The sequence below is a fragment of the Pseudomonas sp. 13159349 genome (assembly GCF_013305685.1).
GTDB lineage: Bacteria > Pseudomonadota > Gammaproteobacteria > Pseudomonadales > Pseudomonadaceae > Aquipseudomonas > Aquipseudomonas asiatica.
In genome coordinates, this window is the sequence record NZ_CP045553.1 from 1,499,940 (window position 1) to 1,513,853 (window position 13,914).

Here is a 13,914-nt window from a genome sequence, read left to right on the forward strand (position 1 = left end):
ATGTGCTGGAGATAACGACAATGACTTCGGTGTGGCGAACCAGCGGGTGGGTATTGGTGGGGGCAGCGCTGATCCTGGCGCTATCCCTGGGTGTGCGGCACGGCTTCGGCCTGTTCCTGGCGCCTATGAGCGCGGACTTCGGCTGGGGGCGTGAGGTGTTTGCCTTCGCCATTGCCTTGCAGAACCTGATCTGGGGGCTGGCGCAACCGTTCGCCGGCGCCCTGGCCGACCGCATGGGTGCGGCGCGGGTGGTGATCATTGGCGGTATTCTCTACGCTGCCGGGTTGGTGTTGATGGGCATGGCCGACTCGGCCTGGTCGTTGTCGCTGAGTGCCGGCTTGCTGATCGGTATCGGTCTGTCCGGCACCTCGTTCTCGGTCATCCTCGGCGTGGTCGGGCGTGCCGTGCCTGCGGAAAAGCGCAGCATGGCCATGGGCATTGCCAGCGCTGCCGGTTCTTTCGGCCAGTTCGCAATGTTGCCGGGCACTCTCGGCCTTATCCAGTGGCTGGGCTGGTCCGCAGCGTTGCTGGTACTGGGCCTGATGGTGGCGCTGATCGTGCCCTTCGTCGGCCTGCTGCGCGACCGGCCTCTGCCCACTCATGGAGCCGAACAGACCCTGAGCCAGGCTTTGCGCGAGGCTTGCTCGCACTCAGGCTTCTGGTTGCTGGCGCTGGGCTTTTTCGTTTGTGGTTTCCAGGTGGTGTTCATTGGCGTGCATCTGCCGGCCTACCTGGTCGACCAGCATCTGGCCGCGACTACCGGCACCACGGTGCTGGCGCTGGTAGGCCTTTTCAATATCGTCGGTACCTTCACTGCCGGCTGGCTGGGTGGGCGCATGTCCAAGCCGCGCCTGCTGACCGGGTTGTACCTGCTGCGTGCGGTAGTGATCGTGCTGTTCCTCTGGGCGCCGGTGACCGAATTCAGTGCTTATCTGTTCGGCATCGCCATGGGCCTGCTGTGGTTGTCCACGGTGCCGTTGACCAACGGTACCGTTGCCACCGTATTCGGCGTGCGCAACTTGTCCATGCTTGGCGGTATCGTCTTCCTGTTCCACCAGCTGGGTGCCTTCCTGGGCGGTTGGTTGGGCGGGGTGGTGTATGACCGCACCGGCAGCTACGACCTGGTCTGGCAGATTTCCATCCTGCTCAGCCTGCTGGCTGCCGCCCTCAATTGGCCCGTGCGCGAACGCCCGGTTGCCCGCCTGCAGGCCCAGGCCGCATGAACCGCTACCTGGCTCGAGGGCTACTGGCCCTCGCCGCCCTGTCGTTGCTGGCGCTGGTGTGGTGGGGCTGGCACAAGGGCGGGATGGCGTTGATGCAACTGGGCATGAGTGTTTGTTAGGCGCTACCCTGCAAGTTCGAGGATTGTCTTGCGGGAGAAAAGAGTCATGCGTGCACATTGGTTGACGGTGCCGGTGCTGGCCCTGCTTGCCAGCGCATCGAGCTGGGCTGCTGATTGCCCGGCGTTGTTGCAGGGCAGCCTGCCAGAGTTGCGGGGCAAGGGGCAGGTGGACCTGTGCGAGCGCTTTGCCGGCAAGCCCCTGGTGGTGGTGAATACGGCCAGTTACTGCGGTTTCGCGCCGCAGTTCGAGGGGCTTGAAGCGACCTACAAGGAATATCACGGGCAAGGCTTGGAAATGCTTGGCGTGCCGTCCAATGACTTCAAGCAGGAGGACGCCGACAGCGAGAAGACAGCCAAGGTATGTTATGCCAACTATGGCGTTACCTTTACCATGACCAAGACACAGTCGGTGCGGGGGGCGGATGCGATACCGCTGTTCGCGGAGCTGGCAAGCCAGAGCAGTGCGCCGAAGTGGAATTTCTACAAGTACGTGGTGGACCGAAAGGGCAAGGTGATTGATAACTTTTCCAGCCTGACCAAGCCGGATGATCCAGCATTCCGGGCAGCCATCGAAAAGGCCATTGCCTCCCAGCCATAACCTAGCAGCTCTTGCTCTTGCTCTTGCTTTGGCTTTTGCTTCTAAGTGCGCGATAGTGCAGGCGCTGCAGATTGCGACTTCAGGAGGCCGAGCGAAGGGACTGCGGAGGGAGGTGACGGGCATGGATGCCCGTCACCTCCCTCCGCAAGACCTCTGCTCGGCCTCCTGAAGTCGCGAAGATCAAGATCAAGATCAAGATCAAGATCAAGATCAAGATCAAGATCAAGATCAAGATCAAGATCAAGATCAAGAGCAAGAGCAAGAGCAAGAGCAAGAGCAAGAGCAAGAGCAAGAGCAAGAGCAAGAGCAAGAGCAAGAGCAAGAGCAGGGGGCTTGCCTGGGCTTTGGGGTTACTTCACTTTGCATGCACAGTAATCGCCACCAACCGCACCACCACCGGCCTGACCATCAATACACAAACGAACGCCACAGGCATTGCCAATTGGTAAGCCTTCAGCACGTTGCCAAGGTACTCAGGGTTGACCCCCGCATTCGCTGCCGTGATCACGAAACACATCAATAGCGCCATGATCGACGACATGTAAAAGGCAAAAACGTAAGGCGTGGCGGCGGGATGCAATTTGCGTCGGCTGCGTGCCTGGGACAAGTTGCTCATGCGAACTCCTGAAAAGTAAGTAGAGACGCAGGTTAGCAACGCACCTGGCAACAGTTGTAGACCAGTCGTATTGAGTTCTTTATAAAGAAATTCTTACGAATCAAAGGGCTCAGCATGGACCTGCTCAACGCCATTCGCAGCTTCATCAAGGTTGTCGAGGCCGGCAGTATCGCCGCCGGTGCCCGCAACCTGGGCCTGAGCCCGGCTGCGGTCAGCCAGAACCTGGCACGCCTGGAAGGTCACTTGCAGGTTCGCCTTCTCAGCCGCACCACCCGCAGCATGGCGCTGACACCCGCCGGTACCCAGTATTACGAACGCGTCAGGCACATCGAGCGCGATCTGGCCATGGCCGAACAGGCTGTCACCACCCCCGACAGTGAACCCCAAGGACGGCTCTGCATTGCTTCGACATCCGCCTTCGGTCGCCATGTCCTGGCACCATTGATACCTGCGTTCAATGCCCGCTACCCACTGCTTTCGATAGAGTTGGTAACGACTGATCGCCGGGTCAACCACGCGCGGGAGGATGTGGACGTGAGCCTGCGCATTGCCCCGCAACTCGAAGACCAGTTGCTGGCCCGGCATATCGCCCGTATACCGTTCATATGCTGTGCCTCGCCCGGTTACCTGCAAAGCGCCGGCGTGCCGGCCACGCCCGAGGCCTTGCGTGACCACCGCTGCCTGGTGTTCCGCTACCCGGTGGATGGGCGCTTCCTGCGTTGGGGGTTCATGCGCGACGGGCTGCGGTTCGAGGCAGAGTTCGGCGGTGTCCTGATCAGCGACGACATCGATGCCCTGACCCAGATGGCGCTGCACGATGGCGGCATCACCCGCCTTGCCGAGTTCATCGTAAGGCCGCATCTGGATAACGGGGCGCTGGTGCCGTTGTTCGAATACAGCGATAGCGGCCAGGCCTATGCCCAGACCGAACCGATGGATATCTATCTGTGCCTGGCCGACCGCTTTGCCATGACCGCAAAAGTACAGGTGTTCATGGACTACCTGCGCGAATGCCTGGGCGATGACTGGCAGGTGAAGGTGTAAAAAAACCGCCACGAGGGCGGTTTTCATGTCACGCGTATGAATCAGAAGCGGTAGGTAAGGGATGCACCAATACCGTGAGCACTGTTCTCATACTTGGCCTGATAGGTGCCTTTCAGCGCCTGTTGTGTCGGCGAGCCGGACACATTGTTCACCTTGGTATCCTCTTCCCACAGATACGAGTAGGCAACATCGATGGTCATGTCGTCGTTCGGGCTCCAACCGGCACCAAAGCTGACAGCCTTGCGGTCGCCGGTAGGAATGCGCGGCGAGCGATCATGGTTGTTGGTGGGCGACTGGTCGACGGAGAAGCCTGCACGCAGGGTCCACTCCTTGTTCACCTTGTAGGCAGCACCAATGGCGTGTGCCCAGGTGTCATGCCAGTTTTGCTCTTCGGTGATGGTCTGCAGTGGGTAGCCCGTCGGTGCTTCGTTCTTGACAACGATGCTCTCCAGGCGGCTCCAGCGAGTCCAGGTACTACCCGCATAGAGTGTCCACTGGTCATCCAGTTCATGGGTGATCGAGAAGTCCACCGATTCTGGCGTCTTTATTTTCAGGCTGGCGTCGAATTTGCCGTTCAGGCCGAGGGCTGCAATCGGGTACGACACTCGCGTGTCGCCTTCAAGCTTGTAGTCGACCATGGAGTGATAGGTCAGGCCCAGGCGGGTACGGTCTGTGGCTTGCACGAGGACGCCAATGTTGTAACCGATCGCGGTGTCGTCGCCCTTGATCTTGATTTCGCCATCCGGCCCGTTCGGGCCCAGCAGCGCCTTGCTGGACAGATTCGAGCCCAGTTCACCCTTGATACGGTTGATGGTCGGACCGAAACCGATCGACACCTTGTCGTTGAAGGCATAGCTGATGGTTGGCTGGAAGGTGACAACCTCGACCTTGCTCTTCTTGCCCCAGTAGCGTGCCGCGTCGTCGCTGCCGTAGTCCGTGATCAGGCCGTATGGCACGTAAACGCCGAAACCGACGCTCCAGTGATCATCGATCGGTTTGACGTAATAGCCCATGGGTACACCCACGACCGGGACCATGTCGCCATCGGTTTCCCCCCCGAAATTGCTACCACGACCCGAAATATCAGTTTTGGCAATGACAGCCGCGCCACCCACGGTGACCTGTTCGCGCTTGAGGCGAGACATGCCCGCAGGGTTGCCATACACCGTGCTGGCATCTTCGGCAGAAGACGAACGTCCCGCAAACCCGGTTCCCATGCCGCTGATGCTTTGTTCGTTCAGCGCGAAACCTGCGGCGAGCAGTTGGCTGGAAGCAAGTGCAACGGCTACGCCGAGGGAGGCTTTGAGCATTACTTTTTTCATTATTAGAAAACTCCTTGGGATCTCCGGGGCGAAAAGCTACCAACAAATCACGCGCCGCGCTATAGCCTCAATCGCAGGAGATAGAGCGGTTTTGTAGGACAATCCGACCAAAATTCCCTTTTTTCCGGGTGCGTTGTAGGACGCGTCTTAAGATGCCTGCGGCAATCTCTGATCTATGCAGGTATGCCAGGCGTGTGTGAAGTCGCGCAGGCGACCTTGGGGGTTGAAAATCTGTCGCCAGATTCGCGCAAGCGCGAGAAGGTCATCGGCGGCCGGCAGTGGCGTGGCCTGCTCTTCGATGAGCATCCAGGCAATCGCGGTTGAATAACGCAGGTTGACGGTGAGTTCCAGGTGCGGGCCGCCGAGGAAGGCGTGCTGGCTGGCCAGGCCGCGGACCAGGCTGGCCAGGTCGGGGTCACGGGCAAGATAGTCGTCCCAGATAGCCTGGTGACGGTGTTCGCCAATACGGTACAGACCGTGCCCACGACGGTCGTGCAAGGCCGACCCCAGGGCCGACTGGCTGGCGGCGATGCCAAGCAACAAGGCTTCGGCGCTGGCGCAGTGACGGTTCAGGTAGACCAGGGTGGGTCGGATCACATACTGACACAATTCATTCGCCGCGATACCCATGATGCCCTCGAGCAGTTAAGGGCCGGACGGGCGCTGGAGCTTGGCAGCTGGTGAGTGATCAGGCCCGCCGGAAGCGGCAAGCACCGCTCGAGTTGAAGTGTAGTGTGATAATCGTGGTGTAAAGGGCTGTTTTTAAATCGATTGCTGCCTGACGTACTTGGCTATATGCCTTAAGGCAATTACGCCACGAACGTTCAGGCAGGCTTGCGATGGGATGATTCAGCGCTTGAATACCGCAGCATTCGCCGCTCACGCGGTGAGCGACTGGCGGGTTCGAGCGATGACCGCCTGCAGCGGTTCACTGCGGCTGTACTGTTCAGGGTACAGGCGTTCGGTGTGGCAGGCGACGCCGTGTTCGTCTACCAGGGTGAAGCTGAAGCTGCCTTTGCGAGGGGCAACGATAAGGCACTTCAACGGCGAGAAGGCCTGGGAGAGGGTGCCAATGGCAGCCTGAATCTGATGATGAGTTTGCATATTGTTGGAGGTTCCTGCTTTAAACACGGGAGTTATGATCCGTGCATGATAGAAACGTTCCAGTGACGCCTTTATTAAGGGACGAACGAACCTGACTGGAACAGGGCAGCCAGAGGGAGCGCAATCAAAGGTGGGCGCGTGGGCTGACTGGTAGGTACTTCAGAGGACAGGCAGCACGCCGGGGCCAAGGTTCTAGGCCGTCGGGGTGGGATCCTGATCAATCTGTCACGTGATTCGTGCTTGAACAGCGCAGGGCTGGCGAGTGAATCATCGAATGGGCCGGTCCTGGTTTCAGCAGCGTCACCCTTGGGAGGAGTGTGTCTGCAAGGACGCTTAAGGCCAGAATTGACTTTCAGCTTGGTACTAACGATGCGCACCTTAGCGAGAATACAGGTGCTTGGCAAGGACTTTGTGTTAATACAGGTTAGCCGCGCAGTATGGCGCGTATTTTCCCTGATGGGAAGGGGCTGCAAAAGCCCCGTATCCGGCCTGATGTACCGATTTCGTGCATTCAATTGAAGGTTTTTGGTGCACTTGTTCACATTTGGAGCAGCGCTTGCAACTGCCTTGCAGCATGCGATGACAGCCTCGCCAATGCCTTGACTGGCCGGTTAAGTCAATGAAAAAAAACACTATTTTTAGCTGGTGAAAAAATCGTCAGTTTGAGCGAAAGCCCCAATTCATAGGGGTTTGCGGGGGATGCCAGGGGGTTGTCCACCGAGTTATCCACAGGAACTGTGGATTGTCCCTGGCGCTTGCTCTAGGACGAGCGTGCCAGCAATACAGTGAACTGTCCGACAATCTACATGCTTCAGGAGGCCAGTTGGTCATCCACTTGAAAACGTCAAGAAAAGATCATTGAAAATTTTTTCAATCCTGCAGAAATCGGAAGGCCATGTCGCAAAAAAAAGGGTAGAGTGGCGCGCCTTTCGAGTTGCCAATCCTGTTGCTCATGAAGTTTCGCGGTAAACACCTCGCCAGCCCTGCTGCATCGACGCCTGCGCCTCCCCCCAAACGTTTCTCCCTCAAAGTGGCCTTGTGGCTGCTCGACAACCCGCGCCTGGGTGACAAGCCGCAGGTCAAGCACTTGGCCGGGCGCCTGTTGAAACAGCCGGCGCGTCAGGGTGTGGTAGTGGCGCAAAGCCGCCTGGGACAGATGTTGTGCCGTGATTGCGGCAATGCCCGTGACCGGCGTATTGGCCATGAACTGCTGCGCCAGGCGGCCCGCGCCGGTGATCGGCGCGCGCAACTGGAGTATGCACGGCTGTGCCAGCACAACGAGCCGGAGCAGGCGCGGTACTGGCTGGAGCTGGCGGCAGGGCAAGGGTCGCAGGAAGCACGGCGGCTTTTGCGGCAGTGGTTCCATGCCTGAGGTGTATTGCCAGCACTGGCCTTTTCGCGGGTTTACCCGCGAAGAGGCCGGAACAGGCAACACACCGCTCAGGCTGATAAGCTGCGATGCATTCATCCAGGATCATTCGGGGTAAGCATGACAGTGGATCTGGCCAGCATTCTGCTGGGCTTGGTGGCAGGTGCATTACCTTGCCTGGGTTGGGTCATGCAGGTGCAGCGTCGCCAGGGCACGCGGCAAGGCGAACAGGCTTTGCTCGAAGAGCGCCTCAATGCTGCCCAGCTGGCCCTGGCCGGCTTGCAGGCGCAACTGGACGCCAGCCGCGATGAAATCAGCGATCTCAGCGAAGCCAACACCGTCAAGCAGACCCAGCTGGCCGCCCAGGGCCGTGAGCTGGAACTGCTGCAGATCGACCGTGACAATGCCCGTGATGCCGCTCACGCCTGGAACCTCGAACGTGCCAACCGCGAAGCCGAACTGCGTCGCCTGGAGGCCCAGACCGCACGCCTGGACGCCGAACTGCGCGAGCAGCAGGAAAGCCACCAGCAGCGCCTGGAAGACCTGCAGGAAGCCCGCGACACCCTGCGCGCCCAGTTCGCCGACATGGCTACCAAGATCTTCGACGAGCGCGAGCAGCGCTTCGCCCAGACCAGCCAGCAGCATCTCGGCCAGTTGCTCGACCCGCTCAAGGAGCGCATCCAGGCTTTCGAAAAACGCGTGGAAGAGAGCTACCAGCAGGAAGCCCGCGAGCGCTTCTCGCTGGGCAAGGAGCTGGAGCGCCTGCAGCAACTCAACCTGCGCCTGTCCGACGAAGCCACCAACCTGACCCAGGCGCTGAAGGGCCAGAAAACCCAGGGCAACTGGGGTGAGTTGATCCTCGAACGGGTGTTGGAGCATGCCGGCCTGGAAAAGGGCCGCGAATACCAGACCCAGGTCAGCTTGAAGAGCGCCGATGGCGAGCGCTTCCAGCCTGACGTTCTGATCATGCTGCCCGGCGACAAGCAGGTAGTGGTGGATGCCAAGGTCAGCCTCACCGCCTACCAGCAGTTCGTCGCCGGCAACGACGAGGCTGCGCTCAAGCAGCATGTGCAGTCGCTGCGCAGTCACGTCAAAGGCCTGTCGAGCAAGGACTACAACCGCCTCGAAGGCCTGCACAGCCTGGATTTCGTGCTGCTGTTCGTGCCGATCGAGGCCGCCTTCTCGGCAGCCCTGCAGGCCGAGCCGAACCTGTTCCAGGAAGCCTTCGACCGGCAGATCGTGATCGTCAGCCCGACCACCTTGCTGGCCACCTTGCGGGTGATCGACAGCCTGTGGAAGCAGGAACGCCAGGGCCAGAACGCCCGCGAGATCGCCGAACGCGCCGGCTGGCTGTACGACAAGTTCGTGCTGTTCATCCAGGACCTGGACGAGTTGGGCAGCCGCCTGCAGCAGGTGGACAAGGCCTATGCCGCGGCGCGCAACAAGCTGTGTGAAGGGCGCGGCAACCTGGTCAGCCGCAGCGAACAGCTGAAGCTGCTGGGCGCCCGCGCCAGCAAGAGCCTGCCGGCCGACCTGCTGGAGCGGGCGCTGTCCGATGAGGCGTTGCCGGACGAAGCGCTTACTGAACCAGGTTCAGATGGCGATTGAGCATGGCACGCAGGGCCGCCGGCTTGACCGGCTTGGCCAGGTAGTCCAGGCCAGAGGCATGCACCATGGCGATGGTTTCCTTGCTGCCGTCAGCGCTGATCACCACGCCCGGCACCGGCTCGCCAAGGCGCGCGCGTAGCCAGCCCATCAGCCCGGTACCAGTTTCGCCGTCGTCCAGGTGGTAGTCGACCAGCGCCAGGTGCGGGCGCATGCCCTTGGCCAGCAGAGCTTCGCATTCGGCGCGGTTGCGCGCGGTCCACACCTGGCAACCCCAGCGGCTGAGCAGGCTGTTCATGCCAATCAGGATGCTGTCTTCGTTGTCCACGCACAGTACCTGCAGCCCGGCCAGTGGCTGGCCGCCCTGTTCCACCGGGGCGGCGGGCGCCGGCGCGGCCTGGTGGGCAATTGGTACGCTGACGCGGAACACCGTGCCCTTGCCCGGCCACGAGCGCACTTCCAGCTTGTGCCCCAGCACCCGGCACAGGCCGTCGGCGATCGCCAGGCCCAGGCCCAGGCCCTTCTCGGCGCGGGTCTGGTGGCTGTCCAGGCGCTTGAACTCCTGGAAGATCACCTGCAGCTTGTCGTCGGCGATGCCGGGGCCGCGGTCCCACACTTCAAGCCACAACTGTTCACCCTGGCGCCGTGCGCCCAGCAGGATCGGGCTCTTGCCGTAGCGCAGGGCGTTGGTCAGGAAGTTCTGCAGCACCCGGCGCAGCAGCTTCATGTCACTGTCCACCCGCAGGCGGCTGCCGCGCAGGCGAAATTCCAGGCCCTTCTCGGCGGCCAGCACCTTGAATTCGGCACCCAGGGTGTCGAACAGCTCGTTGAGGGCAAAGGGTTTGGCATCCGGGGTAATCTTGCCGTTTTCAAGGCGTGAGATGTCCAGCAGGTCGCTGATCAGCTCTTCGGCCGAGCGCAGCGAACTGTCCATGTGCTGCACCAGCTGCCGGGCCTCTTCATTCATGCCCTCGGCCTGTTGCGACAAGGCGGCGGAGAACAGCCGGGCCGCGTTCAGCGGCTGCATCAGGTCATGGCTGACCGCAGCCAGGAAACGGGTCTTGGACTGGCTCACCGCTTCGGCACGGCTCTTGGCTTCGGACAACGCCTGGTTCAGTTGCGACAGCTCCTGGGTGCGTTCCGCCACCCGTTGCTCCAGGCGTTCGTTGGCATCGCGCAGGGCCTGCTCGGCCTCACGGAACGGGGTGATGTCGGTGAAGCTCATGACGAAACCGCCGCCCGGCATCGGGTTGCCGATCAGCTCGATCACCCGGCCATTGGGGAACAAGCGCTCGGAGGAGTGCGCACGGCCCTGACGCATCCAGTGCAGGCGACGCGCCACGTGCACCTGCGCCTCGCCCGGTCCGCACAGGCCACGCTCGGCGTTGTAGCGGATGATGTCGGCGATCGGCCGGCCCACGCTGATCAGCCCGTCGGGGTAGTTGAACTGTTCCAGGTAACGGCGGTTCCAGGCCACCAGGTGCAGGTTCTGGTCGACCACGCTGATGCCCTGGTTGATGTTCTCGATTGCCCCTTGCAGCAGGGCGCGGTTGAACTGCAGCACCTCGCTGGCTTCGTCGGCGATACGCACCACGTCTTCCAGCTGCATGTCGCGGCCTTCGATGGCGGCCTTGACCACGGCGCGGGTCGACGAGGTGCCGAGTACGCCGGCCAGCAGGCGTTCGGTATGTTCGATCCAGTCGCCGTCGGCGTTCTGGTTGGGGTTGAAGCCCTTGCCCTGGCGGTAGGCGAAGCGGATGAAGCTCTGCCGGGCGCGTTCTTCACCAACGAAGCGCGAGGCCAGGGTCAGCAGGTCGTCGATCTGCACCGCCAGCAGCGGCTTGCTGCTGGGCCTGGCGCTGGTCTGCTGGCCGATGAAGCGGCCGGCCTGCCAATGCTCGGAAACCCGCGTGCGCGAAAGCACCGAGACCCAGGCGAACAGAGTGAAGTTGCCCGCCAGCGACAGCACGACACCCTGGGTCAGTGGGCTGATCGGCAGGTCAAGCGGGTTGCCGTGCAGCCACGCCAACCCTGGGAACAGCTGCAGCGACCAGCCCACGCTATGCGCGGCAATCGGCAGCACCAGGGTGTAGAACCACAGGAAAATACCTGCGGCCAGGCCGGCGAACACACCGCGGCGGTTGGCCTGTTTCCAGTACAGCGCACCAAGCATGGCCGGTGTCAGTTGGGTCACGGCAGCGAAGGCGATCTGGCCGATGGTCGCCAGGCTGGCGGTGGAGCCCAGCAGGCGGTAGCTGACATACGCCAGCAGCAGGATCACCACGATGGTCACCCGGCGTACAGAGAGCATCCAGTGGCGGAATGCCTCGAACGGCCGCTCGGCGTTGGTACGGCGCAGCAGCCAGGGCAGCAGCATGTCGTTGGAGACCATGGTCGACAGCGCCACGGCCTCGACGATGACCATGCCCGTGGCCGCCGATGCACCACCGATGAATGCCAGCAGGGCCAGGCTCGGGTGTGCCTCGGCCAGAGGAAGGCTGATGACGAACGAATCGGAGATCACCGTGCCCGGCAGCAGCATCTGCCCGGCCAGGGCGATCGGCACCACAAACAATGCGGCGAGCGCCAGGTACATCGGGAATACCCAGCGCGCCAGGCGCATGTCCTGGGGTTCGATGTTCTCCACCACGGTGACGTGGAATTGCCGTGGCAGGCAGATGATCGCCATCATCGCCACGGCGGTCTGCACCACCATCGACGGCCAATTGATGGTCTCCTGCCAATAGTCCTGAAGGTGGATCGACTGGCGGGCCTGGCTGAACAGGTCGTCGAAGCCGTCATACAGGTTGAAGACGACAAAGATGCCCACGGCGAGGAAGGCCAGCAGCTTGATCAGTGATTCGAAGGCAATCGCCAGGACCATGCCACGGTGGTGTTCGGTCACGTCCAGGCTGCGGGTACCGAAGACGATGGCGAACAGTGCCAGCACCAGGGATACAACCAGTGCGGTGTCCTGTACGCGGGTGCCGGTGGCGTCGGCGTTGGCGCCGATCAGCAGGTTCACCCCCAGCACGATGCCCTTGAGTTGCAAGGCGATGTACGGCAGCACGCCGACCAGGCAGATGAGCGCCACGACCACCGCCAGGGACTGCGACTTGCCATAGCGCGCGGCGATGAAGTCGGCAATCGAGGTGATGTTCTGTTGCTTGCTGATCAGCACCATCTTCTGCAGCACCCAGGGCGCGAAGATCAGCAGCAGCACCGGGCCCAGGTAAATCGGCAGGAATGCCCAGAGCTGTTCGGCGGCCTGGCCGACCGCGCCGAAGAAGGTCCAGCTGGTGCAGTACACGGCCAGCGACAGGCTGTACACCCAGGCACGCAGCTTCGGCGGCAACGGCGTGCTGCGGCGGTCGCCGTAGAAGGCGATGGCGAACATGATGGCCATATAGGCCAGGGCGACCACGGCGATCAGCCCGCTGGACAACGACATGAAGACTCCGAAGCAAAAAGATAACGCGGTCCCGATCAATCAGTCTGGCACGCAGGTGCCGCTTCGTCAGCGCAGACGATGGTTGTAGGAGCGAGCTTGCTCGCGAAGAGGCCGATACAGCCAACATCAGTTACTGCGGGTACCCAGCCAATAAAACACCCCCGCCAGTATCACCGACAACACCAGCAGGTAGAAGATCGCCCCCGGCCACAGATGTACCAGGGCAAACCCCACCATCACCGGCCCCAGCGCCGCACCGAGGTTGGACAGGTTCTGCGCGCCGTAATACACCCCACGCAAGTGCTCCGGCGCGATCAGGTCGATGAACATGTACTCGGCCGGGATCACGATGATCTCGCCCAGGGTGAACACCAGCATCGCCAGGCACCACGCCAGCGCCGAACCGGCCAGGGCGAAGCCCAGCAGCCCGGCGATGAACAGGCCCATGCCGGCCAGCAGCCAGGGCATCAGGCGCTGGCGGCTGATGCGGCGGCCGATCAGGTACTGCAGGGCAATCACCGTCACCGCGTTGGTGGTCACCAGGTAACCGATCAGGCGCGCCGCCTCGGCCGGGCTGCTGGTTACCACCAGGTATTGCGACAGGTAGGCAGTGAACTGGCCGAATACTACCGCGCTCAGCACCCCGCCCAGGGTGAAGCATATCAGCCGTCGGTCACGGGCCAGACCCAGCGCCACCTGGCCAAAGCCGACCCCGGGTTTGTCCGGCACACTGGCCTGCAGGCCGCGGTCCCCCAGGCGCCAGTAGGTCAGGCACATACCCAGGCCGAGCAGGGCGGAGGCAATGAACGGCATATGGTCGTTCAGCTCCAGCATGGCCACGCCCAGCAGCGGGCCGGCGGCGTAGCCGACGTTGCTGAGGGTGTACTTGATGGCGAACACTTCGGCCCGTGCCTCCACCGGTAGCAATGCGCAGAAGCCCGCCTTGGCAGCGATGTCGACCACTGCCAGGGCCAGGTTGATCAGCACCAGGCAGATAAAGAACAGCAGCGCCGAGTTGCTGGCGACCGCGCCGACGAAAGCCAGGGCAAACAGCAGGGTGCTGGCGCTGACCAGGGTGTGGTTGCGCAAGGTATCCACAAGGTGGCCGCCATACAGGCTCAGCAGCGAGGCGATGATCAGCGCACCACCGATCAGCAGGCCGATCTGGCTGATCGGCAGCTGGAAGTTGTCAGCCAGGTACACCACCAGGTAGGGCAGGGTAAGGGCACGGGCGACGGTGAGGGTGAAGGTAGTGCCGAGCAGCAGGCGCACGGTGTGCGGGTAGCGTTTGATGGCGGCGAGCATTGCCACGTCCTTGTTGTGGAATAGCCGAATCGGAGCATATGACAAATGGGGGCTGCTCTGCAGCCCATCGCCGGCAAGCCAGCTCCCACCTCGACCGCATTGATCTCAAGCCATGTGCGGTACCTGTGGGAGCCGGCTTGCCGGCGATGAGGCCGGGA

13 protein-coding genes are annotated in these 13,914 nt (G+C 61.8%); 7 read left to right on the forward strand and 6 right to left on the reverse strand.

Annotated elements, in window-relative coordinates:
- The first annotated feature begins 20 nt into the window (after positions 1-20).
- The 4 genes from GEV38_RS07110 (at position 21) to GEV38_RS07120 (ending at position 2,389) form a co-directional block, all read left to right on the forward strand.
- Positions 21-1,223 (forward strand): MFS transporter, encoded by a 1,203-nt coding sequence (locus GEV38_RS07110; protein WP_015269253.1) that lies wholly within the window; start codon positions 21-23, stop codon positions 1,221-1,223.
- On the forward strand, positions 1,220-1,342 hold the full coding sequence (locus GEV38_RS27575; RefSeq protein ID WP_013971388.1) for a hypothetical protein: 123 nt from the start codon (positions 1,220-1,222) through the stop codon (positions 1,340-1,342). The genes GEV38_RS07110 and GEV38_RS27575 overlap by 4 nt, the downstream gene beginning before the upstream one ends.
- A 46-nt stretch (positions 1,343-1,388) precedes the next feature.
- Entirely contained in the window at positions 1,389-1,940 is a 552-nt protein-coding gene (locus GEV38_RS07115) for a glutathione peroxidase (protein WP_015269254.1), read from the forward strand.
- A gap of 125 nt (positions 1,941-2,065) precedes the next feature.
- The gene (locus GEV38_RS07120) at positions 2,066-2,389 is read left to right on the forward strand and encodes a hypothetical protein (protein WP_173895706.1); all 324 of its coding nucleotides are present in this window, start codon (positions 2,066-2,068) and stop codon (positions 2,387-2,389) included.
- Here the strand turns inward: GEV38_RS07120 and GEV38_RS07125 are convergent.
- Complete coding sequence (locus GEV38_RS07125) at positions 2,296-2,556, reverse strand: DUF2798 domain-containing protein (RefSeq protein WP_061303109.1); 261 nt, start codon at positions 2,554-2,556, stop codon at positions 2,296-2,298. The genes GEV38_RS07120 and GEV38_RS07125 overlap by 94 nt on opposite strands.
- 114 nt (positions 2,557-2,670) lie before the next feature.
- On the opposite strand from GEV38_RS07125, the gene GEV38_RS07130 reads away from it, so the two are divergent.
- Complete coding sequence (locus GEV38_RS07130) at positions 2,671-3,600, forward strand: LysR family transcriptional regulator (RefSeq protein ID WP_054572790.1); 930 nt, start codon at positions 2,671-2,673, stop codon at positions 3,598-3,600.
- A 41-nt stretch (positions 3,601-3,641) separates the two neighbouring features.
- On the opposite strand, the gene GEV38_RS07135 is transcribed toward GEV38_RS07130, so the two are convergent.
- The 3 genes from GEV38_RS07135 to GEV38_RS07145 form a co-directional block, all read right to left on the reverse strand.
- Positions 3,642-4,922 carry an OmpP1/FadL family transporter gene (locus tag GEV38_RS07135; RefSeq protein ID WP_039614588.1) on the reverse strand — a complete coding sequence of 427 codons (1,281 nt, stop codon included), beginning with the start codon at positions 4,920-4,922 and terminating at the stop codon, positions 3,642-3,644.
- 147 nt (positions 4,923-5,069) lie between these two features.
- Positions 5,070-5,552, reverse strand: a complete 483-nt coding sequence (locus GEV38_RS07140; protein ID WP_003257336.1) for a hypothetical protein — start codon at positions 5,550-5,552, stop codon at positions 5,070-5,072.
- Positions 5,553-5,801: 249 nt separating this feature from the next.
- Positions 5,802-6,026, reverse strand: coding sequence for a hypothetical protein (locus GEV38_RS07145; RefSeq protein WP_003257337.1), 225 nt, complete (start codon positions 6,024-6,026; stop codon positions 5,802-5,804).
- Between the two features lie 952 nt (positions 6,027-6,978).
- Here GEV38_RS07145 and GEV38_RS07150 point away from each other — a divergent pair.
- Positions 6,979-7,398, forward strand: a complete 420-nt coding sequence (locus tag GEV38_RS07150; RefSeq protein ID WP_024086418.1) for a tetratricopeptide repeat protein — start codon at positions 6,979-6,981, stop codon at positions 7,396-7,398.
- Positions 7,399-7,629: 231 nt separating this feature from the next.
- Positions 7,630-9,003: a DNA recombination protein RmuC gene (gene rmuC, locus GEV38_RS07155; RefSeq protein WP_161551463.1), complete on the forward strand. Its 1,374-nt coding sequence runs from the start codon at positions 7,630-7,632 to the stop codon at positions 9,001-9,003.
- Here the strand turns inward: rmuC and GEV38_RS07160 are convergent.
- Positions 8,975-12,451 (reverse strand): hybrid sensor histidine kinase/response regulator, encoded by a 3,477-nt coding sequence (locus GEV38_RS07160; protein ID WP_173895714.1) that lies wholly within the window; start codon positions 12,449-12,451, stop codon positions 8,975-8,977. The two genes, rmuC and GEV38_RS07160, sit on opposite strands and share 29 nt — an antisense overlap.
- A 126-nt stretch (positions 12,452-12,577) precedes the next feature.
- On the reverse strand, positions 12,578-13,756 hold the full coding sequence (locus GEV38_RS07165; RefSeq protein WP_015269261.1) for an MFS transporter: 1,179 nt from the start codon (positions 13,754-13,756) through the stop codon (positions 12,578-12,580).
- Between the last annotated feature and the right edge of the window lie 158 nt (positions 13,757-13,914).

What these genes read in the sequence shown, in the direction of transcription:
- GEV38_RS07110 (WP_015269253.1), top strand. Translation starts at nt 21, where the DNA reads ATGACTTCGGTGTGGCGAACCAGCGGGTGGGTATTGGTGGGGGCAGCG.
- GEV38_RS27575 (WP_013971388.1), top strand. Translation starts at nt 1,220, where the DNA reads ATGAACCGCTACCTGGCTCGAGGGCTACTGGCCCTCGCCGCCCTGTCG.
- GEV38_RS07115 (WP_015269254.1), top strand. Translation starts at nt 1,389, where the DNA reads ATGCGTGCACATTGGTTGACGGTGCCGGTGCTGGCCCTGCTTGCCAGC.
- GEV38_RS07120 (WP_173895706.1), top strand. Translation starts at nt 2,066, where the DNA reads ATGCCCGTCACCTCCCTCCGCAAGACCTCTGCTCGGCCTCCTGAAGTC.
- GEV38_RS07125 (WP_061303109.1), bottom strand. Translation starts at nt 2,556, where the DNA reads ATGAGCAACTTGTCCCAGGCACGCAGCCGACGCAAATTGCATCCCGCC.
- GEV38_RS07130 (WP_054572790.1), top strand. Translation starts at nt 2,671, where the DNA reads ATGGACCTGCTCAACGCCATTCGCAGCTTCATCAAGGTTGTCGAGGCC.
- GEV38_RS07135 (WP_039614588.1), bottom strand. Translation starts at nt 4,922, where the DNA reads ATGAAAAAAGTAATGCTCAAAGCCTCCCTCGGCGTAGCCGTTGCACTT.
- GEV38_RS07140 (WP_003257336.1), bottom strand. Translation starts at nt 5,552, where the DNA reads ATGGGTATCGCGGCGAATGAATTGTGTCAGTATGTGATCCGACCCACC.
- GEV38_RS07145 (WP_003257337.1), bottom strand. Translation starts at nt 6,026, where the DNA reads ATGCAAACTCATCATCAGATTCAGGCTGCCATTGGCACCCTCTCCCAG.
- GEV38_RS07150 (WP_024086418.1), top strand. Translation starts at nt 6,979, where the DNA reads ATGAAGTTTCGCGGTAAACACCTCGCCAGCCCTGCTGCATCGACGCCT.
- GEV38_RS07160 (WP_173895714.1), bottom strand. Translation starts at nt 12,451, where the DNA reads ATGTCGTTGTCCAGCGGGCTGATCGCCGTGGTCGCCCTGGCCTATATG.
- GEV38_RS07165 (WP_015269261.1), bottom strand. Translation starts at nt 13,756, where the DNA reads ATGCTCGCCGCCATCAAACGCTACCCGCACACCGTGCGCCTGCTGCTC.